Genomic DNA, 23,366 nt, shown 5'->3' with positions numbered 1-23,366 from the left:
ACAACATCCCGCAGCTCGCCCTCTACGAGGACGTGCTGAGCTACTTCAGCCAGTCGAAGACCAACTACACGCCCACACTGATCGTCACGTTCGGTGGGCTGACCGGCGACAACTACTGGCGCAGCCATACCGACGTGTTCGCCCAGCCGATCCTGAAGGCGTTCATCCCGCCGGCGCAGCTCGCCGCCGACAACACCCGCCGCGCCATCGCGCCCGAGGACAACTACGCCGACGACGACAACGCCCGCGAGGCGCGCAAGCTGGCTAAGCGCGGCGTGCTGGTCTCGATCGGCGCCCATGGCCAGCAGGCCGGCATCGGGCCCCACTGGGAGCTGTGGTCGTTCGTGCGCGGCGGCATGAGCCCCATCGAGGCGCTGGCCGCCGGCACCATCGTTCCGGCCAAGTCGCTTGGCATGGACGCCGACATCGGCAGCCTGGAGCCGGGCAAGCTGGCCGACCTCGTGATCCTGGACGCCGACCCGACCGTGGACATCCGCAACTCGGAGAAGGTGTCGCGGGTCATGGTGGGCGGCCGCCTCTACGACTCCATGACCCTGAACGAGATCGTCACCGGCGACCGCAAGCGCGCGCCCTGGTGGTGGGAGACGAAATGAGCGACGGACCTGACACCGAGGGCGGCTTCGACACCGACGACTGGAGCCGCTTGCCCGCCTTCACCGGCCGGGTGGCGACGCTGGACGACGTGCAGGCCCGCCGGGCCATCTTCGCGCTGGACGACACGCAGAACGGGCGGCCCATCGACATGGACCTGCCCCAGCCGGTTATCTGGTGGGCCGACGACGGCGAGCAGGCGGCCATCGCCGTCCAGGCCGAGGCCCACGACGGCGACGACGGCGAGACGATGGAGGTCCTGGGCCTCATCCTCCCCGACGGCGAAGGCGCGGTGGCGCTACTGGAGGACGTCGACCTGGTGGACGACACCGACCCCACCTGGCGCAGCCTGGTCGAGGCGGCCGTCGGGGACGAGACCGGGGACGACGACTAGCGGCGCACGGGGCGGATCGGGTCGGCGCCGTCCCAGCCGGCGGCGGCCTTCCGCACGTGCTCGAAGAAGACGCCCTTGCCGCCGCTGATGTCCGAGATCTCGATCACCGTGCCGGGGTGGGCCTCGGTGTCGAAATAGGCGAAGCGGCCCTGCTCGCCGCCGATCTGCCCTTCGTGGCCGATCCGGTAGCCCAGGCCGAGCGCCTTGTCGTAGAGGGCCTGGTAGTCGCGGGTCCAATAAGCCAAGTGCTGCAGGCCCTCGTGGCCCGCGTCGAGGAACTCCCGGTACATCGACGGCGCGTCGTTGCGCGGCTGGATCAGCTCGATCTGCAGGTCGCCGGTGTTGGCCAGGGCGATGCTCATCTCCACGGCCGAGTCGACGCCGCGGTGCCGGAACCAGTCTGTCTGCACCCGCTCGATGTAGAACCACGGCCCGACGCCCATCGCCTCCACCCAGTGGCGCATCGCCCCCTCGATGTCGCGGACCACATAGCCGTTCTGAGTCACCGCTCCGAAGATCCGGCTCACATCGCGCCTCCGCTTGCCTAACGAACGTTCGTTAGTTATCGCTCATGACATGGACGCCGCGCTGGAAGCAAGCACCCGGGACCGGATACTCGACGCGGCGCTGGAGCTGTTCGCGACCCACGGCTACGCCGGCGCCTCGATGCGCCAGATCGCGGCCGGCGTCGGGATGCGCGCCAGCAGCCTCTACAACCACTTCGACGGCAAGGCGGCGATCCTGGCGGCCCTGATCGAGACCTATGGTCCGGCGCGCGGCGCCAGCCGCCTCGCTTCCCCGGCCTATCGCGCCCTGTCGGCCGACCCCGAGGGCTTCTGCCGCCGCTACGCCGCCGATTGGCTGGAGCAGTGGTGCGACCCGGGCGAGCGCCGGTTCATGGAGTTGCTGAACTCCGAGCCCAGCCGGATGGCCGAGCATCGCGCACACTTCGTCGAGACCCTGTTCGACCGCGAGGTGGCGGCGATGGCCGACTATTTCGGCCGCTTCACCCTCGAGGGCCGGATCCGCGCGCCCGACCCGACGGAGTGCGCCCGCCTGTTCATGGGCGGCCTGACCTTCGTGCGCCTGCAGCACCTGCTGATGCCGCCCGAGCCGTCGCCGCGGGAGGTGGTGGCCGAGGCGCTGGAGCGCGCGGTCGACAACTTCCTGGCGCTCGTCGCCGTCCGAGCCTGAAGCCGATGACCGCGCGATATGCCGTCGCGTGGCGTGCGGATCATGTACGGCCACGACCCCGATTTCTGGACCACCGTGCCCCAGGCCCCCGTGCGCCTGGGCTGACTGCAAGGACCTGCCCCATGGACGACCTCGCCCAGCGCCGCCTGAAGACCGCGCGCGACCACATGGCCCTCGAATGCGACTGCGACTGGGACGCCGTGATCGCCACCTTCGAACACCCCCGCTACGAGATGTACGGCAACGGCGCGGTGTTCGACGGCGAGCAACAGGTGCGCGGCTACTTCGCGGCCTCGCGCACGCCCTTCCCCGATCAGGCCAACGAGATCATCGCCATGGCCCATGACGGAAACACGGTGCTGGTCGAGTTCTGGCTAACCGGCACGCACCTGGGCCCGCTGCGCACGCCCAAGGGCGTCGTCGAGCCCACCGGCCGATCGTTCCGCGTCCGCATGGCCGCGACGTTCGAGTTCCCGCCGGGCGGCGACAAGATCGTCTGCGAGCGGCCCTACTTCGACCAGGGCATGGTCCTGCGCGCCCTGGACCTGGCGCCCTGATCGGCGCCGACCCCGAGGGCTCCAATACCCGGCCGCGCACCGCCACCCTCGCGGGGTTCACAGGCCATGCGGCGCCACTGGGCCGTCCCGGCCGCCTCGACGAGATCGCCGCGGGGGTCTTGTGGCTGGCCAGCGACGAGAGCAGTCACCTGAGCGGGACCGAGCTGGTCATCGACGGCGCGCGCTCCATCGCGCGACCGTCGGCGGCGACCCATAGATTCCTCCAGTCCTGAGCATCAAATCTTTCGTTTTGTCGGCGGCGGCGCCGTGGGCCTAGGCTTCCTTCAACGGGGGAGGAAACGAAGGAGCCACGACGATGGACGACGCCAGCCCTCTGCACGATCCCAGGAAGGAACCCGCCGCGCTCAGGACGCTGCTGGGCCGCACGAACCGCGACTGGTGGCCCAACCAGCTCTCGCTCGACATCCTGCACCAGCAGGGCGCCACCGGCGATCCGATGGGCGACACATTCGACTACGCCGAGGCGTTCAAGAGCCTCGACTATGCGGCGGTGAAGCGCGACCTCACCGCCCTGATGACCGATAGCCAGCCCTGGTGGCCGGCCGACTACGGCCACTACGGCCCGTTCTTCATCCGCATGGCTTGGCACAGCGCCGGCACCTATCGCTCGGGCGACGGCCGCGGCGGTTCCTCGTCGGGCAGCCAGCGGTTCGCGCCGCTGAACAGTTGGCCGGACAACGCCAACCTGGACAAGGCGCGCCGGCTGCTGTGGCCGGTGAAGCAGAAGTATGGGGCCAAGTTGAGCTGGGCCGACCTGATGATCCTGGCCGGCAATGTCGCCATCGAGTCCATGGGCGGGCCGGTGTTCGGCTTCGGCGGCGGACGGGCGGACGTCTGGGAGCCACTCAAGGACATCTACTGGGGCACCGAGGAGCAGTGGGTCGGCCAGCAGGGCAACCTGACGCGCATCGACGCCGAGTCCGGCCGGGCGCTGGAGAACCCGCTGGCGGCGATCCAGATGGGCCTCATCTACGTCAACCCCGAGGGACCCGGCGGCAAGCCCGACCCGCTGCTGTCGGCACGCGATATCCGCGAGACCTTCTCGCGCATGAGCATGAACGACGAGGAGACCGTCGCGCTGACCGCCGGCGGCCACACCTTCGGCAAGTGCCACGGCGCGGGCGACGCCTCGAAGATCGGCGCCGAGCCCGAAGGCGCCGATATCGCCCAGCAGGGGCTGGGCTGGCAGTCCGGCCACGAGAGCGGCATGGGCGACCACACCATCACCAGCGGCCTGGAAGGCGCATGGACGCCCACCCCGATCCGCTGGTCGAACAACTACTTCCGCATGCTGCTGGAGTACGAGTACGAACTGGTGAAGAGCCCCGCCGGGGCCTGGCAGTGGCAGCCGATCAACCAGAAGCCGGAAGACATGGCGCCCGGCGCCCATAGCCCCGACAAGCGCCTGCCGACAATGATGACCACGGCCGACATGGCCTTCAAGATGGACCCGAAGTACCGGGAGATCTCGGAGCGGTTCTACAAGAACCCCGACGAGTTCGCGGACGCCTTCGCCCGGGCCTGGTTCAAGCTGTGCCATCGCGACATGGGGCCCAAGGCGCGCTATCTCGGCCCCGAGGTCCCGAAGGAAGACCTGATCTGGCAGGACCCGGTGCCGCCGGTCGACCATCCGCTGATCGACGCCGGCGAGATCGCGGGCCTGAAGACCACCATCCTGGGCTCGGGCCTGTCGGTGTCCGACCTCGTGAAGACGGCCTGGGCCTCGGCCTCGACGTTCCGCGGGTCGGACCGGCGAGGCGGCGCCAACGGCGCGCGCATCCGCCTCGCGCCGCAGAAGGACTGGAAGGTCAACGAACCGGCCGAACTGGCCCGCGTGCTCAACGTCTACGAGAAGCTCAAGGCCGACTTCGACGCCGCGGCGCCGGGCGGCAAGAAGGTCTCCCTCGCCGACCTGATCGTCCTGGGCGGCGCGGCCGGGATCGAGAAGGCCGCGCGCGACGCGGGGCACGCGATCACCGTCCCGTTCAGTCCCGGCCGCACCGACGCCTCGCAGGAGCAGACCGACGCCGACAGCTTCGCGGTGCTGGAGCCGCGCGTGGACGGCTTCCGCAACTACCTCGAGACGCCGTTCAGTGTGCCGACCGAGGAGCTGCTGGTCGACCGCGCCCAGCTTCTGGGCCTGTCGGCGCCGCAGATGACCGTCCTCGTCGGCGGCCTGCGCGTGCTGGGGGCCAACCACGGCGGGAGCAAGCACGGCGTCTTCACCGACCGGCCGGGCCAGCTCACCAACGACTTCTTCGTCAACCTGCTCGACATGGGCACGGCGTGGAAGGAAGTGGACGATCGCGGCGACGAGGTCTTCGTCGGAACGTGCCGCAAGAGCAACGCGGAGAAGTGGACCGCCACGCGGACCGACCTCGCCTTCGGCTCCAACTCGCAACTGCGCGCGCTTTCCGAGGTCTACGCCTCGGCCGACGCCGGCCCGAAGTTCATCCACGACTTCGTGGCCGCCTGGACCAAGGTGATGGACGCCGACCGCTTCGACCTCAGCCGCGCCCAGCGCACAGCGTGACCTGACGCAAGCCACCGGCCTCGGCGCGCCTGCGTCGGGGCCGGCAGGGCTAGCCGCCCAGCCGTTCGGCGTGCCAGGCCACGTGCTCGGCGATGAAGGTGGCGATGAAGAAGTAGGAGTGGTCGTAGCCGGGCTGCATCCGCAGGATGACGTTCTGGCCGACCGCCTTGCACGCTGCGACGAACAGGTCGGGCTTCAGTTGGCTCTCCAGGAAGCTGTCGGCGTCGCCCTGGTCGATCAGGATGTCGTCGAACCGGCCCTTCGCGGCCCCGGCGGCCACCAGCAGGCTGGCGTCGTGCTTCGCCCACTCCGTCTCGTCGGGTCCGAAGTAGGCCGCGAAGGCCTTGCGGCCCCAGTCGCAGCGCGTCGGCGAGACGATCGGAGCGAAGGCCGAGACCGAGCGGTAGAGGTCCGGGTGGCGCAGGGCCAGCGTGAGCGCCCCGTGCCCGCCCATGGAATGGCCGCAGATTCCACGCCGGCCGGGCGCGGCGGGGAAGGCCCCCTCCACCGCCGAGATCAGGTCCTGCGTGACATAGCTTTCCATCCGGAAGTGCGGCGCCCATGGGGCCTGGGTCGCGTCGAGGTAGAAGCCCGCGCCCTGGCCCAGGTCGTAGGCGGGGTCGTCGGCGACGCCCTCACCCCGCGGGCTGGTGTCGGGCGCGACGATCATGACCCCGTGCTCGGCCGCGGCCGCATACGCGCCGGCCTTGGTGGTGAAGTTGTCCTCGGTACAGGTGAGGCCCGACAGCCAGTAGATCGCGGGGAACGGCCCGGCGCCCGGCGGGACGAAGACCGACGCGCGCATCGGCGTACCGGTCGCGGCGCTCTGGTGGCGCACATAGCTCAAGGTCCCACCCTGGGTGCGATGCTGCTGGACGATCTCCACCGTTAAGCCTCCCGCGACGAACTGCCGCTCGTTCTAGCACGCCCTCGCGCGCCCGCGCCGCCTGGGCGAGACCGGTCCTGCGACAAGGCGCCTCGCGATTTAACCAATGGCTTTCACCGGACCTTTCCCACGGCGAGCGACATTGCAAGCGTGACTATGCCGCCCATCTCGATCCCGACCCCGGAAAGCTCGGCCCAGGCCGAGGTCGCCGCGCGCCTGCAGCGCCGGCTGTTCCAGGCCTGGATGCGCCAGGTCGAGACCGGCCGGCGCGGCCGCATCGTCCTGGGCGCGGTCGACGGCGTGCTGATCGCCTGCCTGGCGCTCTGCCTCTTCGCCATCGGCCTCGGGCTCGACCGCATGTACCCCGAGGTCCGCCCAGGCGTCGGGCATGCGATCACCGAGGACCTGCCGGTCCGCCCGTTCCCCGACTGCGAGGCCGCCCACGCGGCCGGCGTCACCAGCATCCCGCGTGGCTCGCCCGCCTATGCGCCCGAGCAGGACGGCAACAACAACGGCCTGGCCTGCGAGCCGAACTGATCCGCCCGGCGGCCTGAACCGGACTGGCCGCGACCGCGCGAGCGGGCCTTCCGCCGTCTCCGCAGGACCGCCATTCTCGCGTCCATGAGTCGGACGGCCCCAGGCCAGAACCGGGGCGCGCTGGCCGTCGCCCTCCCCTTCGCCGCGGTCATCGGCGCGACGTGCGCATTCCAGGTGGGCGCGGCGATCGCCAAGGGCCTGTTCCCGGCCGTCGGTCCCGAGGGCGCGGCGGCGCTGCGCCTCATCCTCGGCAGCGCGCTGCTGATCGCGATCCTTCGGCCCTGGCGCAACTGGCCCGCCGGGACCGCGCTTGCGCCGCTGCTGGGCCTCGGGCTGGCGACCGCCGGCGCGATCCTCTTCTTCTACATGGCCATCGGCCGCCTGCCGCAGGGCGTGGCGATCGCGCTGCAGTTCCTGGGGCCGCTCGGCGTCGCCCTCGCCCATTCGCGGCGCGCGTCCGACCTCCTCTGGGCCGCCCTCGCTGCGGCGGGCGTCTGGGGGCTCGTCGGGCATGACCTGACCGTCGCCGGTCCCGCCCGGCTCGATCCGCTGGGCGTGGCCTTCGCGCTCTGCGCCGGCGCCTCCTGGGCCGCCTACATCGTCTGGGGGCAGGCCGCGAGCCGCGCCTTCGGCCACGCCACGCCGGCCCTGGCGGTAGGGCTCGCCGCGCTGGTGGTGGTCCCGGTGGGGATCGCGCATGCGGGCCTTCCGGCCCTGCTTGACCCGAAGATCCTGCCGTTGGCGGCGGTGGTGGCGGTGATCTCCACCGCGATCCCGTTCAGCCTGGAGATGTACGCCCTGCCCCGCCTGCCGGCGCGCACCTTCGCGGTGTTGACGAGCCTCGAGCCGGCCTTCGGGGCCCTGGCAGGGCTCACGCTGCTTCACGAACGGCTCGCCCCGGCGCAGCTTGCGGGCGTCTGCGCCGTGATGGCCGCGGCGGCAGGCGCCGCCTGGTCCAGCCAGCCGCGCGCGCCGGCCAGCGAAGCCGACATCCCGCCGACCTGACTCCCCACGCGCGGCCCGGCCGTGTAGAAGCCGCGCCATGACTGAGAACGGCCCTGCGCCCGACCCCGAGGAACGACGCCGCAAGCTGGTGGGCCGCCTCGCGGTGATCGCCCTTCTGTTGCTGGTGGCGGTCTATCTCGTCCCCCTGTTCCTGAACCTGCTGAGCTGACGCCGCCGGGCTTGCGCGTCGCCTGCCGCCCCGTCCACCCTGGGCAAAACGGAGGGGACAGACGATGCGGGGGATTCGCGGGGCGCTGATCGGCGTGGCGCTGCTGGCGGGAGGCGCCGCGGCGCCCCAGGGACAACCTGCGACGTCCTCGCCTGCGCCCGCGCCGCCGCTGTCCTATCTGCCCGGCTACCTTGCGGCCGACGCGCGCCCCGACAGCCTGGTCCTCCTGCCGCCGCCGCCCGCCCCCGGCTCGGCGGCCCAGGCGCGCGACGACGAAGCCGCCCGCGCCGCCATCGCCCTGCATGGCTCGCCGCGCTGGAACATGGCCACCGGCGACGCGGTCCTGTCCTTCCCCAAGGCTGCGGGAACCTTCTCCTGCGCGCTCGGGACCGAGATCAGCGAGCAGGCGACCCCGCGGCTCTACGTGCTTCTGCGCCGCACGCTGCTGGACGCGGGCCTGTCCACCTACGGCGCCAAGAACCGCTACCGCCGCGAACGCCCGTTCGTGAGCAACGGCGCCCCCATCTGCACCCCGGCGGAGGACGCCATCCTGCGCAAGGACGGCTCATACCCCTCGGGCCATTCGGCGATCGGCTGGGCCTGGGGCCTGGTCCTGGCGCAGGCCGCGCCCGAGCGGGCCGACGCGCTCATCGCCCGCGGCCGTGCGTTCGGCCAGAGCCGGGTGGCCTGCAACGTCCACTGGCTCAGCGACGCCGAGGAGGGCCGGGTCGTCGGCACGGCCACGGTGGCGCGGCTGCAGAACAACGCCGAGTTCCAGGCCGACCTCGCCGCCGCCCGAAGCGAGATCGCCGCGGCCCGCGCCGCCGGCAAGCGGCCGACCGGCGACTGCGCCGCCGAAGCGGCGGCCCTGGCCACGTTCTGACAACCCGGGGCCACACTTCGGCCCCCAAGCTCCAGCGCAGTGCGCGCCGTGGGACGCGCAGGGGGCATGCCGGAAAGACCGTCGCAAGGCCGCGTGCGCGCGGCCGCGGTCGGGGCTTCCGTCGCCTTCCATCTGCTGCTGCTCGCGGTGCTGGCCCGCTACCTGGTCAGCACCGCCCACTACGCCGAGCCCCCGGTGGTGCAGGTCGTGCTCGTCCGCCCGCCGCCGACGTCGGCCGAACCCGCGCCCCGCCCCTCCGACCGCCGGGACCGGCCGCGCCGCGCGCCTGTCCCGTTGCACCGGCCCCTGGCCGCGCCGCCCGGCGTCGAGCCGCTTCCGTTCGCCCCACCGACGGCTGCACCCGCGCAGGACGCGCTGCCCGGTCACGCGCGCCAGGCTCTGCGCGGGCTCGCCGGCTGCGACAGCCCCCGGCTCACCCGCGAGGAACGCGAACGCTGCGACGCCCGCCGCTGGGCCAGGAGCGGCCCGGTCGAACCCGGGCTGAACCTCGACGCCAGCGGCCGCTACGCCGAGAACCCAGAGCCGTTCCTGTCGCGCCGCCCGACCAAGGGCTGCCGGGCCCGCGCCACGGGTGACGTGGGCCCGGGCGGCGACGACGCCAACGTGCGGGCCGGCTTCACCTGCGTCGTACCGTTCTAGGGTCGTCAGATCATTCGGTCGCGGGCTCGACCTCGATCACCACGTCGACGTGCCCCTTGTTGTTCCAGTGCATGAAGCTCACGTCGTTGGCGAAGAAGTACAGCCGCCCCGTCGCCGGCGCGGTGAACGTTCCGCCTCGGCCGACCACGAAGTGATGGGCCAGTGACTTCTCCACGCAGCCGATCAGGGCGAACCAGTTTGCGCCCGGAACACGGCGCAACCCCTCGAACGGCTTCAGGGCGGCCTTAGCGTAACCCTCGGGGCCGCTGCGGATGGTCCAGTCGGTCCACTCGCCGGCGGCGGAGATACGCAGACGCTGCCCGACCTGAACCGACAAGCCGCTGTCCGTCCAGTGCGGCTTCGCCTTCACGCGCACGGGTTCCGCACCTCCCGGCATGGTCTACGTCGCCGAGGCGACCGCGAAGCTGCGCCGCCGCATCGCGGCGCCAACCAAGCCGAAGCCGAGGATCATGAGCGCCCACGTGGCCGGCTCCGGAACCGCCGGCCCCTGCGTCCCGGTCACTTTGAAATCGTACAGATCGAACGATTGCTCCATGGCCGCGCCGCCGGCCCACAATTCGCCGACGCGCAACCAGTTGAAGCCGTATCCTCTGACGGTCGCGTACGACGGAACCCAGCCAGACTCGAAGTTCCCGTCCTCATCCACGACGCCAATTTTGCTGCCGCCCGGCAGATAAGCATTGCCACCCAGTTCCACGGTCGCGCCTGGAGTGGCGTTTTTGATCTTGAAATTGAACAGGATGTCGATGAGGCCGTGGCTCCGGAACACGATCTGCGTCACGTTATTCACATCCGGCCCTTCCCAATATTTCGGATCATCCGGCGTGCCGTAGATCGCCACGTGGGAGGCGATGTCCGGGAGTGGGAAGGCCGGAATCTCATACTCGCCCGGGAAGGCGGCGGCGGGACCCGCGCCGAGCGTCACCGCCGCGATCAAAGCCACGAACAACCGACGCATCCGCAATTCCCCTGTGCCTGCACAGCGCAAGGGAACGCGCCATGGTAAACAGGTCAAGACCTCACAACCTGACGCACGCACGAGAGCCGAGCTTGCTTCCGCGCTTGGCGCCGCGACGACGACGGCTTGGCCTGCGAGCCCTACTGACGGCTCAGGCGCCGGCGGGCTGGAACAGCTCGACCACGTTGCCGGACGGGTCCTCGGCCAGGATCTGCTGTCCGCCGGGGCCCTTCAGAATCTCGTTCCGGAAGGCCACACCCTGCCCACGCAGCCGCTCCACCTCGGCGGCGATGTCGGCGACCACGAGTTGGAAGCGGTTCCAGCCGCCGGGTTCGGGCTGGCGGCCGTCCGGCATCGCCCGCCCAGCGGAACTGGCGCGCCCACTGAGCAGCAGCCGCAGGGGGCCGCGCTCCACCGACGCGAAGGCCGGCGCGGCGTTGAGCTGGACCGAAAAGCCGAAGTTGCCGACGTACCAGTCCACGGCCGCCTGCACGTCGCCGACCATGTACCGCACGTTCACCGCGCTCTCGCTCATGGGGTTTCCTCCTCGAAGTTCAGGGCGCCAGGGTTCGCCGCAACAGAAGACGCAGAGCCGCCACGATCGCCTCGCGGTCCCGGCCGCCGGCCACGGCGCGCGCGGCCTCGTCGAGGGCCGCGAACAGCAGCAGCGCCGTCGGTTCGGGATCGACGGGCCCGAACGCCTCCGCCTCCTGGCCGGCGCGGATCACCGCCGAGAGCCGCACGACGGCGTTGTCGGCCTGGCTGCGGCGTTCGGCAAAATCGGAGTGGAACAGGGCCTGGCCGATGCCCTGCCGGGCGCTGGCGAAGTCGATGTAGGCGGCGGCGTGCAGGTCCAGCAGAGCCATCCAGTCGATCGGCCCGTCCACCTCGGTCGGCAGCGGACTGGCGGCGTCGAATTCGGCGACCAGCCGCTGGCGCACCGTGTCGAGCAGATCGTCCCAGGTGGGGAAATAGAGGAAGAACGTGCCCTTCGCGACGCCGGCCTCGCGCACCACGTCCTCGACGCGAACGCGAGGGCCATGGGCCTGCAGCAGCCGTTCGGCCGCCTCGACGATCTCCAGCCTGCGCGCCTCGGGATGCAGGCGCCGCCGCACGGGCCGGCCCATCCACGCCTCCTAATGACCTCGGGTCATTAGTTACTGACCGGCGGTCAGTGTCAAGTGAGCCCCAGCGATCGAAGCGCTAAGCTTCTCCTTCCGCGGCCTCGTCCCGCAGGCCGATGACGTAGCAGAACCAGGAATGTCGAGCCGTCCTTGCGCTCCGGCGAGTATGCTGCCCGCGGAGCGCCCGAGGGCGAATCCGGGTGCTGCCGATAGCCTGCGCCAAAGCGCCACTGTCTGACGTCGATCAACCGACGGCGGGCGCCTCCAGCAGGGCCGCGATGCGCGCGAGGTCGGCGGGCTCGACCGGATTGTAGACCACGAGGCTCAGGTCGGGCCGCCCATCGACCGCGAACGCCGAATACTCGAAGGTCAACTGGCCCAGCGCCGGGTGACGGATGTGCTTGAGGCCCTCGCCCGGCCCCTGGATGGCGTTCTCCTCCCACAGAGCCTGGAATTCGGGGCTGAGGCGGCGAAGTTCCTCGACCAGCGGCCGCATCTCCGCCTCCGCGCCGGCGCGGGCCACGTCCGCCCGGACCGCGCCCAGGACGAACCGCGCGACGCTCTCCCAGTCGTACTGGATCGCGCGGGCGGCCGGATCGAGGAAGATGGCGCGCAGGATGTTCCGCTGGTCGGGCGGCAAGGCGCCGTAGTCGGTCAGCATCACCCGCACCGACCGGTTCCAGGCGACGACGTCCCAGGTGGCGGTTCGGATCAGGGCGGGGCTCGGCTCCAGCGCCGCCAGCACGCGCTGCAGCCGCGGCGTCACCCCACGGTCGTTGCGATAGCGCGCTTCCGGCGGGTGGCCGAGGCCGATCAGGAACAGGTGCTCGCGCTCGACATCCGTCAGCAGCAGCGCCGAGGCGATGCGGTCCAGGACGTCGGCCGAAGGCGCCCCGCCGCGGCCCTGCTCCAGCCAGGCGTACCAGGTGGGGCTGATGTTCGCCCGCTGGGCCACTTCCTCCCGGCGCAGTCCAGGCGTGCGCCGGCGGCTGGCGGAAAAGCCGAAGGCCGCAGGGTCCAGCCGCGCCCGCCGGCCCTTCAGATATGCGCCGAGGCGGTTCTCCCGCGCAGTGCCCTCGCCCATCCGATTAGACCTTATACCTGGATAAACTCACGTCTTTAACAGGATGCCGCGCCGGCCCAGGTTTGTCCTCGTCAAAACACGCGAGGACTTTTCGATGCGGGTATTCGTCACCGGCGCCACGGGCTTCATCGGCATGGCCGTCCTGCGCGAACTGTTGGGGGCCGGCCACGAGGTCGTCGGGCTCGCGCGATCCGCCGACGGGGCCGCGGCCGTCGCCGCCCTGGGCGCGGAGGTCCGCCGCGGCGACCTGGAAGACGTCGCCGGCCTGGAAGCCGCCGCGGCGCAGGCGGATGGCGTGATCCACCTGGCCTTCAACCACGACTTCTCGCGCTACCTGCAGAACTGCGCCGACGACCGGCGGGTGATCGAGCTGTTCGGCCGCGTGCTCGCAGGCTCGGGCCGGCCCCTGCTTGTCACTTCGGGGCTGCTGGGCGGCGCGCCCGGCCGGGCCACCGTCGAGAGCGATCCAGCGCCCAGCTCGGCGCTTTCGCCCCGCGCCGCGTCCGAGGAGGCCGCGGCGGACGCTACGCGCGCCGGCGTCAACGTCGGCGTGGTGCGCCTGCCCCAGGTTCACGACACCCGCCGCCAGGGCCTCGTCACCTACGCCATCGAGGTGGCGCGCGCGAAGGGCGTCTGCGCCTACGTCGGCGACGGCGCCAACCGCTGGGCCGCCGCCCATGTCCTCGACGTGGCGCGGCTTTACCGGCTGGCGCTGGAGGCCGCCGAGCCCGGCGCCTGCTACCACGCGGTCGGCGAGGAAGGCGTCGCCATGCGCGACATCGCCGAGACCATCGGGCGGCGCCTGGACCTGCCCGTCGCTTCCGTGGCGCCGGAGGCGGCGGAGGGCCACTTCGGCTGGCTGGCCGCCTTCGCGGGCCGCGACAGCCCCGCCTCCAGCGCCTGGACCCGCGAACGCCTGGACTGGCGCCCGACGGGCCGGGGGCTGCTCGCCGACCTCGCCGCGCTGGAGTTGACGCACGCCTGAGCCGCGGCGTCGCGGGCCCTGGCGGTCCGGCGCAAGCGCGCTACCCTCGCGAACGAGGCCGCTTCGAGAGGAACATGACCAGGACCGCGACGCTCGGACCGGGGCCGGCGATGGCTCTGGGCTCGGCCGCGCTCTTCGGCGCAAGCACGCCACTGGCCAAGCTGCTGCTGGGCGACGGCGTCGACCCGTGGCTGCTGGCCTGCCTCCTCTACCTCGGCTCGGGCGTGGGGCTCGGCCTGACGCGCCTCGCCCGCTGGCCGGCCGGCGGCGAGGCGCCGCTGCGGGGCCGTGACGCGCCGTGGCTGGCCCTGGTGGTCCTGGCGGGCGGGATCGCAGGGCCGGTGCTGCTGATGCTGGGCCTGGCCCACACGCCCGCTTCGACCGCGGCCCTGCTGCTGAACGTCGAGGGCCTGGCGACCATGGCCATCGCCTGGATCGTGTTCCGCGAGAACGTGGACCGGCGGCTGATGGCGGGCGCGCTGGCGATCCTCGCGGGCGCGGCGATCCTCTCCTGGCGCGGCGGACCGGCGGGAGTGGGCGTCGGCGCCCTGGCCATCGTGGGCGCCTGCCTGGCCTGGGGCGTGGACAACAACCTGACCCGCAAGCTCTCGTCCGCCGACCCGGTGCAGATCGCCGCCATAAAGGGCCTGGCGGCGGGCGCCGTGAACCTTGCCCTCGCGCTGGGTCGCGGGGCGCATCTGCCGGCGCCGGACCGCATACTCGCCGCGGGGCTGGTGGGGTTCTTCGGCTATGGAGTCAGCCTGGTGCTGTTCGTCCTGGCGCTGCGCCGCCTGGGGACCGCGCGCACAGGGGCGTATTTCTCGACCGCCCCGTTCCTGGGCGCGGCCCTGTCGCTGGCGCTGTTCACGGAGCCCCTGACCTTGCAGCTCGCGGCGGCGGCCGCCCTGATGGGCCTGGGCGTCTGGCTGCATCTGTCCGAGCGGCACGATCACGAGCACGTCCACGAGCCCATCGTGCACGAGCATCGGCACGTCCACGACGAGCACCATCGCCACGACCACGGCGGAAATGACCCACCGGGCGAGCCGCACACGCACCGACACAGCCACGCGCCGCTACGTCACAAGCATCCGCACTATCCTGACCTGCATCATCGACACGACCACGCCCACTGAGGCGCGGCCAGCCGCTTCAGGCCGCCGTCGCCCGCCGGAACGCGGCGTTGGCGTTGCGCCACGACAGCGCCCGCATGACCGCGTCCACGTACGCGCCGGCCTTGGCGCCATAGTCCATCTGATAGGCGTGTTCGTACATGTCGAGCGCCACCAGCGGCGCGCCGTCGGCCAGGGTCATGGTGTGGTCCGCGGACCAGGTGTTGACCAGGCGCCCGTCCCGGCGGCTCCAGGTCAGCAGCACCCAGCCCGAGCCGCCGCCCAGCGCCTTGCCCATCCCGGCGAACTCGGCGGCCCAGCGGTCGAAGCCGCCGAAGTCGCGCTCGATGGCCTGGCCCAGCGCCGCGTCGGGCTTCTCGGCCGGTCCGAAGCCGGCGAAGTAGAGCTCGTGCAGGATCATCGAGTTCCAGGCGATCAGTTCCTCGCGCTTCAACCCGTTGATCCGATAGCCGGGGGCGCTGGCCGGATCGAGCGCGGCGAACTCCGCGCCGATCGCGCCCAGCCGGTTCACGGCGCCGACGTAGTTGTTGTCGTGGTGGCTGACGAGCAGCTTCTCCGAGAGGCCCGCCACGGTCTTGGGATCGAACGGCAGAGGCCGGGGCTGCGGCTTTGGCGCCGCCGCGACGGCCGGTGCGGCCGCCAGCGTCGTCGCCAGTATCGCGCTGCCGGCGAGCACAGCGCGGCGATCGGGAACGAGGTCGGGCATGGGGGATCCTCCTGTCCACAAGGACGACACGGCGGCCTGCGCGCCTCACGTCCCGCGACGACACACAGGGTATCGGCGTCGCCACGGCCGCCACAAGCTTCGACCCCGCAACTCCACCTTCGGTTGCTCCCACTCGCCTCGCGGGGAAGTGTCGCAACAACCGCGTGGCAACCTCTAAGGTGGACCTTCGCGGTCGGTGCGAAACCGATTCAGTCCGGAGGGGCCGGTTGATCAGCGCGGGCAGAGAGGCCTTCGAGCGGATGGCGCAAGCCGGCGACGGCGACTCGTACGCCCTCGCCCGGGACCTGCGTCGCGACCTCGCCGACCAGCGCCTGCGCGCGCTCGCGGCCCTGGCGGCGCACGTCGCCGCCGCAGCGCCCGAACGCATGGCCGAGGTCTACGACGCCGCCGCCGCCGGCTGGTTGGGCGAAGAGGCGCCGGAGCCGAACGAGACCAGCGCCGATCCGCTGCCTGTCACCGCCGCCTGGTGGAAGACGTTCTGGAGCATCGCCGCCCCCTCGTCGGGCCCCGGACGCGGGCGCTACGCCGAGCGGATGATGGAGCTGGCCGGCGAACTGGACCTGCGCATCAATCCGCGCATGGCGGCGGCGGCGCTGGCGTTCCCCGGCGTGGCCGAAGCGGCCCCGGCTGGCGTGGCGCCGCCTTTCGACTTCGAGTGGCTGTCGCAGTTCCCGCCCGCATCCCTGGGCTACGCGCTTAGCCAGGAGATCATGAGCTCAGGCAGCCCCGGTTCAGATCCCTACTGGACCGCCGTGCTGCCCTATCTGCGTCACATGCCGACGCCGCTGAACTACATCAACGTCCAGGTGATCCAGTCGATGTCTCTGTGGGGGCTCGTCGCCGGCTATGCGCCACGGGCGCTGGACCGCGTGGCCATGGGCGGCTTCCTGATGGGCCAGGTCGGCCACCATTATTCGGCCCTGGCCAGCGCGGTCACCCTGACCACCACCGCCCTCACCCGCCCCGATAACCTGGACGTCGTCATCGACTGCGTGCTCCGAGGCTGGGCCCATGGCCGCCGCTCGCCGCCGCTGGTGCTCGCCGCCTGGGAGCCGTTGCTTCCGCGGCGCGTCGACCAGGTGCGCCAGGCGCTGGGGATCGAGCCGTTCCGGTCGCCCTACGGCGAGGCGACGCAGCCCTCCCGCGGATGGGAACCGCGCATCGTGTGAGACGCCAGCCCCGCCGGAACGAGGTTTCTGGACGAAGTCCGGTCGAACAAGTTACCCTGACGCCGCACGGGAGACGCAGGACAATGGACGCGGTGGCGACCTCCAGGGTTCTCGCCGCCCTCGGTCACGAGGGACGGCTGCTGACCTTCATGTTGCTCGGGCGCGCCGGCCCCGAGGGGCTTCCGGCCGGCGAAATCGCCCGGCGGGCGGGCCATCTGCAGAACACGACCTCCACACACCTAAGCGTGCTCTCGCACGTGGGACTGGTCGTCGGCCGGCGCGAGGGACGCTCGATCATCTACGCCGCCGCTCCCGGACGCTTCGACGAGGCCCTGTCGTTCCTGGCCAGCGGCTTCGACCATGGCCAATCCGCCGACGAGCCGCCCGCCTTCCAGCAGCGCCTCGCCCTCGGCCCGTTCCGCGGAGCGCGCGAAGACAGCCGCAGCGACGCCGCCTGAGCCTCAGGCCGCTCCCTCCGGCCCGGGTCGCCTAAGGGGCCAGACGAGGCCGACATGCACGCCGATGCGCCGAGCTGCATCGCGTTGCCACTCTTCCCACGGTGCGCCTCAGCCTAGCCTGTTCCTGCCGCGCCTTTCCGCGGCCTCCCATGGACCGAGCGTCCAGGGGCGTCGCAGAGCGTGGAGTTGCAGGATGAAGACCGGAAAATGCGCCGCCGTGGCGCCATGGGCCGCCGCCCTCGTCGCGAGCCTGGCGCTGGGGGGACAGGCCTCGGCCACGGTCTACAACCTCACCTATAGCGGCGTCGTCACCTCGGCGCTGGACAGCACGGGGGAGTTCGGCCTGGGCGCGTCGCTGGTCGGCATGGCGTTCACGGCCCAGGTCATCTACGACGACGCCAAGGCCGGCGCGTCGTACGTCGGCGGCGCCTATTACGACAACTACAGCGGCTATGGGGCGGCGAACCCGGTCACGGCGACGATCCTGCTGAACGGGGTGACCCGCACCTTCGGCGCGACGGAAGGCTACGACGACCGCCTGGACCGCACGCTGCAGCCGGGGTGCACACTCAACTGCACCGACGCCAGCTTCCAGCAGCACGCCGAGGACCGTTTCACGAAGGACGGCTTCTACACGCTGAACTACATCAACCTGGGCGGCATGAGTTCCGATGGGGGGCTTTCGGGAATTGCTCACACGGCCCCCGTCTTCACCAACCCGCCGGTCGACCTCTACGCCTACGTGAACCTGTTCACGCAGGACACCACAACCCTGGCCGCCACCCATTCCGCCGCCGTGTCCGTGCGGATCGACTCCGTGACCGGGGGCGTCCCCGAGCCGCAGACCTGGGCCCTCATGCTGCTCGGCTTCGGCGGGGCGGGCAGCGTGCTGCGGCGGCGGCGGGCCGCACTGGCCGCCTGATTCAGAACCACAGGTCTCGAACGCACCGCCCGTCCGCGGGCAGGTCGTCGAAGGTGTCGAGGCCATCGAAATGGTCGATCGAGAGATCGGCGACCTCCTCCGGCGCGGCGAGCCGGACATTGACGGCCATGCGCCGGCGTCCGTCCGGCTCCAGGCGCAGGCCCCGCCAGCTCACCACACCCGCGCAGGCGGGACAGAACAGGATCTCCAGGGCGGGATCGGCCTTCCCCGCCCGCCTGTAGGCCGCGGGCTCCCCCCGCAGCGTGATCCGCTCGCCTTCGTAGTCGTAGGCCCAGAGCGCGCCGTAGCGGCGGCACAGGGTGCAGTTGCAGGCGGTGATCGACCCTGGATCGCCATCGAGACTCCAGCCCGTGGCCCCGCAGTGGCAAGTCCCGATCATCTCCGCCGCTCCATCCGTCTGTCCGGCCATCCGCCCGTCCGGGCGCAGGACGCCTTGGCCGCGATGGGATGTCAAACCAGGAGCCGTGCGGGCCAGGCGGCGTCGGGGGCGCCCAACCGCTGCGCCGCCGTCACACGGCCCGCTCGAAATACCGCACCGCCTTGCCGCCCTGCAGCACGGCGGCCCCGACCTCCGCGAAGCCCAGCGCCGCGTGGAAGGCGTCCGACGCCGGGTTCGGCGGGTCTGCGTTGATTTCGCAGACCACGCGCGCATGGACGGCGGACCGCGCGGCGGCGAACAGCTCCAGGTACAACGCCTTCGCCAGGCCCCTCCCGCGCGCCTTCTCGGCCACCACGATCCGGTCCACGTAGACGAACCGGTCGTAACGCGCGCGGAACCACAGGAAGTTCGGGCTGTCGTAAGCGGCGTCCTGGTCGAAGGCGATCAGCAGGGCGTCGCCCTGGCCCACCCGGCGCGCCAGGAACGCCTCGTCGACCATGGCGGCCAGCTTGGCTGGCTCAAGCCATGACAGCTCCTGCGCATGCGCATTGTTGAGCGCCAGCAGCGCGGCGCCGACCTCGCCGGTCAGGTCTTCCGCCGTCAACGCTTCCACGTGCAACTCCCGCCTCAGGCGCACGGCGCGCCTACTTCTGCACCGGGCGCAGCAGGGGCGACTTCGGCGGCGTCGGCTCCGGTTCTGGGGCGGCGCCCCGCGCCTCGGCCAGCAGGTCTTCCACGAAGCCCGGCAGCCAGGGATTGCGCCCCGGCTTCATCCGTTCTCCCCGATAGATGTGGCCGAGGTCGGCGTAGGCGCGGTCGAAGTTCTTGTTGACGATGACGTAGTCGTACTCGGCCCAGTGGGCGATTTCCTCCTGGCCCAGCTCCAGGCGCGCCTTGATAGTCTCCTCGGTGTCCTGGGCGCGGGCGCGCAGGCGGCGCTCCAGGTCGTCCCAGGCCGGGGGCAGGATGAACAGGCGCACGCTGTCGTCGGGGGCCTTCTCGGCGATCTGCTGCGCGCCTTGCCAGTCGATGTCGAACAGCACGTCGTGGCCGCCTTCCAGCGCGGCCATCACCGGCGCCTTCGGGGTGCCGTAGTAGTTGCCGTTCACCACGGCCCATTCCAGGAACTCGCCCGCCTCGATCATGGCTTCGAATTCCGCGCGGGTCTTGAAGAAGTACTCGCGGCCATCCTCCTCGCCCGGCCGGGCGGGACGGGTGGTCGCCGAGATCGACAGCGTGAGGTCCGAGTGGTCCGATACCAGCCGGCGCGTCAGCGAGGTCTTCCCCGCCCCCGCCGGGCTCGACACCAGGAGCAGCAGCCCCCGCCGCACCGTCTCCCAAGGCCTGTGATGGTCGTCCGGCGTCAACGGGCCCTACTCCACATTCTGCACCTGCTCGCGGAACTGCTCGATGGTGGCCTTGAGGTCCAGGCCCACCGCCGTCAAGGCCGCGATCTGCGATTTAGAGCACAGGGTGTTGGCTTCGCGCATGAACTCCTGGGTCAGGAAGTCCAGCCTCCGGCCCACCGCCGCATCGGCGGCCAGGAGCCCCCGAGCGGCGTCCACATGGCCGCCGAGCCGATCCAGCTCCTCCTGAACGTCGGCCTTCACCGCCATGGCGGCGGCCTCCTGCACGATCCGCTCTTCGCTGGCGGCCTCGCCGGCGAGCTCCTTCAGGCGGGTCTCGAAGCGGGTCTTGATGGCCGCGGGCTGCCCCGCCGCCGTCGCCCGCGCCTGGACGGCCAGGTCGCCGATCCGGTCCACCTGCGCGTTAAGCACGGAGAGCAGCGCCCGGCCCTCCTCGCGCCGCGCGGTCGCCAGGCCGTCGAGCGCCAGGGCGATCGAGCCGGCGATCGCGGCCTCCAGTTCCGCCTGCGCCTCGGGATCGAGCCCGGAATCCTCGGCCTCGATCACCCCGCGCAGCGCGAGCAGCCCGTCCATCCGCGGCGGCTTGGCCCGGCCGTCCTCCACGAACGGGGCGCCCAGGGCGATGTAGCGTTCGAGCTGTTCGACGTTCACCCGGACGGCCGCGGCGCCCTCGCTGCGCTTGGCCTGCACGCCCACGGTGACGTTACCGCGCTGGAACCGCGCCTGCGCCCCCTCGCGCGCCGCGCGCTCCAGGCTCTCGAAGCCTGGTGGCCCCCGGAAGCGCACCTCCAGGTTCCGGCCGTTGACGCTCCGCGCCTCCACGGCCCAGGACCACCCGCCGTGCGCGCCTTCGGCCCGCCCGAAGCCTGTCATCCCCGAGATCGGCATTCATCGGCCTCCCGACGCCCGCTGGCGTTCGATCTCGCGCCAGCGCTGGACGTTCTTCTCGTGCTCCTCGTAGGTCGAGGCGAAGGCGTGACCGCCGGTGCCGTCGGCCACGAAGTAGAGGTCGCTGGTCTTCGGCGGATTCAGCACCGCTTCCAGCGAAGCCCGGCCCGGATTGGCGATCGGGCCCGGCGGCAGGCCGGCGACCTTGTACGAGTTCCACGGGCTGTCCGCGGCCAGCTCCGACGCGCGGATTCCGCGGCCCAGCGGCCGGCCCTTGGTCAGGCCGTAGATGATGGTCGGATCGCTCTGCAGCAGCATCCCGGCGCGCAGGCGGTTGATGAAGATCGCCGCCACCCGCGGCCGCTCGGCGGCCACCCCGGTCTCCTTCTCGACGATGGAGGCCAGGGTCACCGCTTCCTCGGGCGTGCGAAGCGGCAGACCGGGCTGGCGGGCGGCCCACAGTTCGGCCAGCAGCTTGTCGTGCGCATCGCGCATCCGCTGGATTACCGCCTCGCGAGGCTCACCGCGCTGGATGTCGTAGGTGTCGGGCAGCAGCGAGCCTTCGGGCGGCTCCGCGACGGTTCCCGTGAGGTCGGGCGAGGCGTTGACGGCGTCCAGCGCCATGCCGCTGGTCCAGCCCTCGGGGATGGCGATCACCCGGCGGACCACCTTGCCGGCGCGGATGTCGGCCAGGACCTGGGCCATCGAGGTTCCAGACGCGAATTCGTACTCACCGGCCTTGAGCTTCCCGGCCGCGCCGGTCAGGCGCGCGGCGACCGCGAATAGATCGGCCGAGGTGACCACGCCGGCGGCCTGCAGGCTCTGGCCGATGCGGCGCACGCCCTGCCCGCGCTCCACGACCACGTTCGTCGCGGCGCCCTCGCGCGCCTTTGGGCCGGGGCCGGCATAGGTCCACACCCCCGCCAGTGCGATCAGCAGCGCCAGCCCCAGGGCGATCAGCGCGCCCCCGCCCGCGGCCCGCTTGCTGATCCGTCGTCGGCTCACGCGTATTTCTTGAAGATCACCGAGGCGTTGGTGCCGCCGAAGCCGAAGCTGTTCGACATGGCGACATTGATCTCCATCGGCTTGGCCTTGTGCGGCACCAGGTCCAGCACGGTCTCGACGCTGGGATTGTCGAGATTGATCGTCGGCGGGGCGATCTGGTCGCGGATGGCCAGGATCGAGAACGCCGCCTCGATGGCCCCGGCCGCGCCCAGCAGGTGGCCCGTCATCGACTTGGTGGACGACATGGCCTTGCCAGGCGCGGCGTTGCCCAACAGGCGCTCGACCGCGCCAAGCTCGATGCCATCGGCCATCGTCGATGTGCCGTGGGCGTTGATGTAGTCGATGTCTGCGGGGCTGAGGCCGGCGTCCTTGAGAGCCGCCTTCATGGCCCGGAAGCCGCCGTCGCCGTCCTCGACCGGAGCGGTGATGTGATAGGCGTCGCCCGAGAGGCCGTAGCCGACCACCTCGGCGTAGATCTTGGCGCCGCGCGCCTTGGCGTGTTCCAGCTCCTCGATCACGAACACCGCCGCGCCCTCGCCCATCACGAAGCCGTCGCGGTCCTTGTCATAGGGCCGGCTGCCCTTCTCGGGCGCATCGTTGAACGCCGTGGCCATGGCGCGGCAGGCGATGAAGCCGGCGATGCCGACGGGAACCACGCTGGCCTCGGCCCCGCCGCAGACCATCACGTCGGCGTCGCCATACTTGATGAGGCGGGCCGCATCGCCCATGGCGTGAGCGCCGGTGGCGCAGGCCGTGACCACCGAATGGTTCGGTCCCTTGAAGCCATAGCGGATCGAGACCTGGCCGCTGGCCAGGTTGATCAGCGACGAGGGGATGAAGAACGGGCTCACCTTCCGCGGGCCGCGCTCGTGCAGCTCGATCGCGGTGTCGGCGATCGTACCCAGCCCGCCGATGCCCGAGCCGATCATCACGCCGGTGCGCTCGCGGCTCTCCTCGTCCTCGGGCGTCCAGTTCGCGTCACGGACCGCCTCGTCGGCGGCCGCGATGGCGTAGAGGATGAAGTCGTCGACCCGGCGACGGTCCTTGGCCGACATGGTCTGGTCAGGGTCGAAGCTGCCCTCGATGTCCGGGCCGCCACCGCCGCGACCATCGACCCGAGGAACCTCGCAGGCGATCTGACAGGCGTAGTCGGTGGTGTCGAAGGCGGTGATCTTCCCCGCACCGGACGTGCCGGCCAGGATCTTCTTCCACGTCAGCTCGGCGCCTTGCCCCAGCGGGCTCAGGATGCCGATTCCCGTGACGACGACTCGACGCATGGCGCTACCTCAAACGAAAACCGCCGCGCCCGCGGGATTGTCCCAGCGACGCGGCGGCCCTTGATTCCGTATCAGCGGGCGATCAGCCGCCCAGCCGCTCCTGGATGAACTTCACGGCGTCGCCAACCGTCTGGATGTGCTCGGCGGCGTCGTCCGGGATCTCGATGTCGAACTCTTCTTCGAAGGCCATCACCAGCTCGACGTTGTCGAGGCTGTCGGCGCCGAGGTCGTCGATGAAGGAAGCCTTCTCGGTGACCTTCTCGGGATCGGCATCGAGGTGTTCGATCACGATTTTACGGACGCGTTCAAGAACGTCGGACATTTGGTAGGTCCCTCAGGGCTTAGTCAGTGCTTGCATCGACGACGGTGAGGTTGAAGTCAACTGTCGCCTTGGTGA

Annotated in this window: 31 protein-coding genes; 16 read left to right on the top strand and 15 right to left on the bottom strand. The window is 71.1% G+C overall.

What is annotated here, in order from left to right; genetic code table 11:
• The coding region (locus Q0L11_RS18600; protein WP_296599214.1) for an amidohydrolase family protein at positions 1 to 614 on the top strand (614 nt) is incomplete at its 5' end.
• Positions 611 to 1,006, top strand: coding sequence for a hypothetical protein (locus Q0L11_RS18595; RefSeq protein WP_296599211.1), 396 nt, complete (start codon positions 611 to 613; stop codon positions 1,004 to 1,006). The genes Q0L11_RS18600 and Q0L11_RS18595, both read left to right, overlap by 4 nt.
• Here the strand turns inward: Q0L11_RS18595 and Q0L11_RS18590 are convergent.
• Entirely contained in the window at positions 1,003 to 1,533 is a 531-nt protein-coding gene (locus tag Q0L11_RS18590; protein ID WP_296599210.1) for a VOC family protein, read from the bottom strand. The two genes, Q0L11_RS18595 and Q0L11_RS18590, sit on opposite strands and share 4 nt — an antisense overlap.
• A 49-nt stretch (positions 1,534 to 1,582) precedes the next feature.
• Here Q0L11_RS18590 and Q0L11_RS18585 point away from each other — a divergent pair, with 49 nt between their 5' ends.
• The 4 genes from Q0L11_RS18585 (at position 1,583) to katG (ending at position 5,311) form a co-directional block, all read left to right on the top strand.
• On the top strand, positions 1,583 to 2,200 hold the full coding sequence (locus tag Q0L11_RS18585) for a TetR/AcrR family transcriptional regulator (protein ID WP_296599208.1): 618 nt from the start codon (positions 1,583 to 1,585) through the stop codon (positions 2,198 to 2,200).
• A gap of 122 nt (positions 2,201 to 2,322) precedes the next feature.
• The gene (locus Q0L11_RS18580; protein ID WP_296599206.1) at positions 2,323 to 2,757 is read left to right on the top strand and encodes an ester cyclase; all 435 of its coding nucleotides are present in this window, start codon (positions 2,323 to 2,325) and stop codon (positions 2,755 to 2,757) included.
• Positions 2,697 to 2,990, top strand: coding sequence for an SDR family oxidoreductase (locus tag Q0L11_RS18575; protein ID WP_367183461.1), 294 nt, complete (start codon positions 2,697 to 2,699; stop codon positions 2,988 to 2,990). Before Q0L11_RS18580 ends, Q0L11_RS18575 begins: the two co-directional genes overlap by 61 nt.
• 83 nt (positions 2,991 to 3,073) lie before the next feature.
• Positions 3,074 to 5,311 carry a catalase/peroxidase HPI gene (katG, locus tag Q0L11_RS18570; RefSeq protein WP_296599205.1) on the top strand — a complete coding sequence of 746 codons (2,238 nt, stop codon included), beginning with the start codon at positions 3,074 to 3,076 and terminating at the stop codon, positions 5,309 to 5,311.
• Positions 5,312 to 5,360: 49 nt separating this feature from the next.
• On the opposite strand, the gene fghA is transcribed toward katG, so the two are convergent.
• Complete coding sequence (fghA, locus tag Q0L11_RS18565; protein WP_296599203.1) at positions 5,361 to 6,197, bottom strand: S-formylglutathione hydrolase; 837 nt, start codon at positions 6,195 to 6,197, stop codon at positions 5,361 to 5,363.
• Between the two features lie 156 nt (positions 6,198 to 6,353).
• On the opposite strand from fghA, the gene Q0L11_RS18560 reads away from it, so the two are divergent.
• The 5 genes from Q0L11_RS18560 to Q0L11_RS18540 all read left to right on the top strand — a co-directional run bounded on the left by Q0L11_RS18560 (position 6,354) and on the right by Q0L11_RS18540 (position 9,451).
• Positions 6,354 to 6,734: an excalibur calcium-binding domain-containing protein gene (locus Q0L11_RS18560; RefSeq protein WP_296599216.1), complete on the top strand. Its 381-nt coding sequence runs from the start codon at positions 6,354 to 6,356 to the stop codon at positions 6,732 to 6,734.
• Positions 6,735 to 6,818: 84 nt separating this feature from the next.
• Positions 6,819 to 7,739 (top strand): EamA family transporter, encoded by a 921-nt coding sequence (locus Q0L11_RS18555; RefSeq protein ID WP_296599202.1) that lies wholly within the window; start codon positions 6,819 to 6,821, stop codon positions 7,737 to 7,739.
• Positions 7,740 to 7,776: 37 nt separating this feature from the next.
• Entirely contained in the window at positions 7,777 to 7,908 is a 132-nt protein-coding gene (locus tag Q0L11_RS18550) for a hypothetical protein (RefSeq protein ID WP_296599200.1), read from the top strand.
• 64 nt (positions 7,909 to 7,972) lie between these two features.
• A complete protein-coding gene (locus Q0L11_RS18545; protein WP_296599198.1) occupies positions 7,973 to 8,791 on the top strand; it encodes a phosphatase PAP2 family protein in 819 nt (272 codons plus the stop codon).
• A 66-nt stretch (positions 8,792 to 8,857) separates the two neighbouring features.
• A complete protein-coding gene (locus Q0L11_RS18540) occupies positions 8,858 to 9,451 on the top strand; it encodes a hypothetical protein (RefSeq protein ID WP_296599196.1) in 594 nt (197 codons plus the stop codon).
• Between the two features lie 10 nt (positions 9,452 to 9,461).
• On the opposite strand, the gene Q0L11_RS18535 is transcribed toward Q0L11_RS18540, so the two are convergent.
• The 5 genes from Q0L11_RS18535 to Q0L11_RS18515 form a co-directional block, all read right to left on the bottom strand.
• The gene (locus Q0L11_RS18535; RefSeq protein WP_296599195.1) at positions 9,462 to 9,827 is read right to left on the bottom strand and encodes a hypothetical protein; all 366 of its coding nucleotides are present in this window, start codon (positions 9,825 to 9,827) and stop codon (positions 9,462 to 9,464) included.
• A gap of 24 nt (positions 9,828 to 9,851) precedes the next feature.
• Positions 9,852 to 10,430 (bottom strand): PEPxxWA-CTERM sorting domain-containing protein, encoded by a 579-nt coding sequence (locus tag Q0L11_RS18530; protein WP_296599193.1) that lies wholly within the window; start codon positions 10,428 to 10,430, stop codon positions 9,852 to 9,854.
• A gap of 151 nt (positions 10,431 to 10,581) precedes the next feature.
• Positions 10,582 to 10,965 carry a VOC family protein gene (locus Q0L11_RS18525; RefSeq protein WP_296599191.1) on the bottom strand — a complete coding sequence of 128 codons (384 nt, stop codon included), beginning with the start codon at positions 10,963 to 10,965 and terminating at the stop codon, positions 10,582 to 10,584.
• 19 nt (positions 10,966 to 10,984) lie between these two features.
• Positions 10,985 to 11,557, bottom strand: a complete 573-nt coding sequence (locus Q0L11_RS18520; RefSeq protein WP_296599189.1) for a TetR/AcrR family transcriptional regulator — start codon at positions 11,555 to 11,557, stop codon at positions 10,985 to 10,987.
• A gap of 241 nt (positions 11,558 to 11,798) precedes the next feature.
• Positions 11,799 to 12,638: a helix-turn-helix transcriptional regulator gene (locus Q0L11_RS18515; RefSeq protein WP_296599187.1), complete on the bottom strand. Its 840-nt coding sequence runs from the start codon at positions 12,636 to 12,638 to the stop codon at positions 11,799 to 11,801.
• A 94-nt stretch (positions 12,639 to 12,732) separates the two neighbouring features.
• Between Q0L11_RS18515 and Q0L11_RS18510 the strand changes: the two genes are divergently transcribed.
• Together Q0L11_RS18510 and Q0L11_RS18505 are read left to right on the top strand one after the other, a co-directional pair.
• A complete protein-coding gene (locus Q0L11_RS18510; protein ID WP_296599185.1) occupies positions 12,733 to 13,623 on the top strand; it encodes an SDR family oxidoreductase in 891 nt (296 codons plus the stop codon).
• A 74-nt stretch (positions 13,624 to 13,697) separates the two neighbouring features.
• Positions 13,698 to 14,759 (top strand): DMT family transporter, encoded by a 1,062-nt coding sequence (locus Q0L11_RS18505; RefSeq protein ID WP_296599184.1) that lies wholly within the window; start codon positions 13,698 to 13,700, stop codon positions 14,757 to 14,759.
• Between the two features lie 16 nt (positions 14,760 to 14,775).
• Here the strand turns inward: Q0L11_RS18505 and Q0L11_RS18500 are convergent, their stop codons facing one another.
• Positions 14,776 to 15,462: a superoxide dismutase gene (locus tag Q0L11_RS18500; protein ID WP_296599183.1), complete on the bottom strand. Its 687-nt coding sequence runs from the start codon at positions 15,460 to 15,462 to the stop codon at positions 14,776 to 14,778.
• 227 nt (positions 15,463 to 15,689) lie between these two features.
• On the opposite strand from Q0L11_RS18500, the gene Q0L11_RS18495 reads away from it, so the two are divergent.
• The 3 genes from Q0L11_RS18495 to Q0L11_RS18485 all read left to right on the top strand — a co-directional run bounded on the left by Q0L11_RS18495 (position 15,690) and on the right by Q0L11_RS18485 (position 18,032).
• On the top strand, positions 15,690 to 16,652 hold the full coding sequence (locus Q0L11_RS18495) for a hypothetical protein (RefSeq protein ID WP_296599182.1): 963 nt from the start codon (positions 15,690 to 15,692) through the stop codon (positions 16,650 to 16,652).
• Positions 16,653 to 16,735: 83 nt separating this feature from the next.
• A complete protein-coding gene (locus Q0L11_RS18490; protein WP_296599181.1) occupies positions 16,736 to 17,110 on the top strand; it encodes a helix-turn-helix domain-containing protein in 375 nt (124 codons plus the stop codon).
• A gap of 193 nt (positions 17,111 to 17,303) precedes the next feature.
• Complete coding sequence (locus Q0L11_RS18485; RefSeq protein ID WP_296599180.1) at positions 17,304 to 18,032, top strand: PEPxxWA-CTERM sorting domain-containing protein; 729 nt, start codon at positions 17,304 to 17,306, stop codon at positions 18,030 to 18,032.
• A gap of 1 nt (position 18,033) precedes the next feature.
• Here Q0L11_RS18485 and Q0L11_RS18480 read toward each other — a convergent pair whose 3' ends face one another.
• The 7 genes from Q0L11_RS18480 to Q0L11_RS18450 form a co-directional block, all read right to left on the bottom strand.
• A complete protein-coding gene (locus Q0L11_RS18480; RefSeq protein WP_296599178.1) occupies positions 18,034 to 18,462 on the bottom strand; it encodes a GFA family protein in 429 nt (142 codons plus the stop codon).
• 100 nt (positions 18,463 to 18,562) lie between these two features.
• Positions 18,563 to 19,045, bottom strand: a complete 483-nt coding sequence (locus Q0L11_RS18475; protein WP_296599177.1) for a GNAT family N-acetyltransferase — start codon at positions 19,043 to 19,045, stop codon at positions 18,563 to 18,565.
• Between the two features lie 31 nt (positions 19,046 to 19,076).
• On the bottom strand, positions 19,077 to 19,799 hold the full coding sequence (gmk, locus tag Q0L11_RS18470) for a guanylate kinase (RefSeq protein WP_296599175.1): 723 nt from the start codon (positions 19,797 to 19,799) through the stop codon (positions 19,077 to 19,079).
• Between the two features lie 6 nt (positions 19,800 to 19,805).
• The gene (locus Q0L11_RS18465; RefSeq protein WP_296599174.1) at positions 19,806 to 20,687 is read right to left on the bottom strand and encodes a YicC/YloC family endoribonuclease; all 882 of its coding nucleotides are present in this window, start codon (positions 20,685 to 20,687) and stop codon (positions 19,806 to 19,808) included.
• Entirely contained in the window at positions 20,688 to 21,692 is a 1,005-nt protein-coding gene (mltG, locus tag Q0L11_RS18460) for an endolytic transglycosylase MltG (RefSeq protein ID WP_296599173.1), read from the bottom strand.
• Entirely contained in the window at positions 21,689 to 22,969 is a 1,281-nt protein-coding gene (gene fabF, locus Q0L11_RS18455; RefSeq protein WP_296599172.1) for a beta-ketoacyl-ACP synthase II, read from the bottom strand. The genes mltG and fabF overlap by 4 nt, the downstream gene beginning before the upstream one ends.
• 82 nt (positions 22,970 to 23,051) lie before the next feature.
• The gene (locus Q0L11_RS18450; protein ID WP_068877152.1) at positions 23,052 to 23,291 is read right to left on the bottom strand and encodes an acyl carrier protein; all 240 of its coding nucleotides are present in this window, start codon (positions 23,289 to 23,291) and stop codon (positions 23,052 to 23,054) included.
• Between the last annotated feature and the right edge of the window lie 75 nt (positions 23,292 to 23,366).

The sequence above is a fragment of the Phenylobacterium sp. genome (genome assembly GCF_024508875.1).
GTDB lineage: Bacteria > Pseudomonadota > Alphaproteobacteria > Caulobacterales > Caulobacteraceae > Phenylobacterium.
Note: the sequence above shows the minus strand (reverse complement) of the source record. Positions and strands in the feature narration are given on the sequence as shown.

Bases quoted from the DNA above. Each gene is read 5' to 3' on its own strand.
- Q0L11_RS18595 (WP_296599211.1), top strand. From the start codon at position 611: ATGAGCGACGGACCTGACACCGAGGGCGGCTTCGACACCGACGACTGG.
- Q0L11_RS18585 (WP_296599208.1), top strand. From the start codon at position 1,583: ATGGACGCCGCGCTGGAAGCAAGCACCCGGGACCGGATACTCGACGCG.
- Q0L11_RS18580 (WP_296599206.1), top strand. From the start codon at position 2,323: ATGGACGACCTCGCCCAGCGCCGCCTGAAGACCGCGCGCGACCACATG.
- katG (WP_296599205.1), top strand. From the start codon at position 3,074: ATGGACGACGCCAGCCCTCTGCACGATCCCAGGAAGGAACCCGCCGCG.
- Q0L11_RS18560 (WP_296599216.1), top strand. From the start codon at position 6,354: ATGCCGCCCATCTCGATCCCGACCCCGGAAAGCTCGGCCCAGGCCGAG.
- Q0L11_RS18555 (WP_296599202.1), top strand. From the start codon at position 6,819: ATGAGTCGGACGGCCCCAGGCCAGAACCGGGGCGCGCTGGCCGTCGCC.
- Q0L11_RS18550 (WP_296599200.1), top strand. From the start codon at position 7,777: ATGACTGAGAACGGCCCTGCGCCCGACCCCGAGGAACGACGCCGCAAG.
- Q0L11_RS18545 (WP_296599198.1), top strand. From the start codon at position 7,973: ATGCGGGGGATTCGCGGGGCGCTGATCGGCGTGGCGCTGCTGGCGGGA.
- Q0L11_RS18540 (WP_296599196.1), top strand. From the start codon at position 8,858: ATGCCGGAAAGACCGTCGCAAGGCCGCGTGCGCGCGGCCGCGGTCGGG.
- Q0L11_RS18530 (WP_296599193.1), bottom strand. From the start codon at position 10,430: ATGCGTCGGTTGTTCGTGGCTTTGATCGCGGCGGTGACGCTCGGCGCG.
- Q0L11_RS18525 (WP_296599191.1), bottom strand. From the start codon at position 10,965: ATGAGCGAGAGCGCGGTGAACGTGCGGTACATGGTCGGCGACGTGCAG.
- Q0L11_RS18520 (WP_296599189.1), bottom strand. From the start codon at position 11,557: ATGGGCCGGCCCGTGCGGCGGCGCCTGCATCCCGAGGCGCGCAGGCTG.
- Q0L11_RS18515 (WP_296599187.1), bottom strand. From the start codon at position 12,638: ATGGGCGAGGGCACTGCGCGGGAGAACCGCCTCGGCGCATATCTGAAG.
- Q0L11_RS18510 (WP_296599185.1), top strand. From the start codon at position 12,733: ATGCGGGTATTCGTCACCGGCGCCACGGGCTTCATCGGCATGGCCGTC.
- Q0L11_RS18505 (WP_296599184.1), top strand. From the start codon at position 13,698: ATGACCAGGACCGCGACGCTCGGACCGGGGCCGGCGATGGCTCTGGGC.
- Q0L11_RS18500 (WP_296599183.1), bottom strand. From the start codon at position 15,462: ATGCCCGACCTCGTTCCCGATCGCCGCGCTGTGCTCGCCGGCAGCGCG.
- Q0L11_RS18490 (WP_296599181.1), top strand. From the start codon at position 16,736: ATGGACGCGGTGGCGACCTCCAGGGTTCTCGCCGCCCTCGGTCACGAG.
- Q0L11_RS18485 (WP_296599180.1), top strand. From the start codon at position 17,304: ATGAAGACCGGAAAATGCGCCGCCGTGGCGCCATGGGCCGCCGCCCTC.
- Q0L11_RS18480 (WP_296599178.1), bottom strand. From the start codon at position 18,462: ATGGCCGGACAGACGGATGGAGCGGCGGAGATGATCGGGACTTGCCAC.
- Q0L11_RS18465 (WP_296599174.1), bottom strand. From the start codon at position 20,687: ATGCCGATCTCGGGGATGACAGGCTTCGGGCGGGCCGAAGGCGCGCAC.
- fabF (WP_296599172.1), bottom strand. From the start codon at position 22,969: ATGCGTCGAGTCGTCGTCACGGGAATCGGCATCCTGAGCCCGCTGGGG.
- Q0L11_RS18450 (WP_068877152.1), bottom strand. From the start codon at position 23,291: ATGTCCGACGTTCTTGAACGCGTCCGTAAAATCGTGATCGAACACCTC.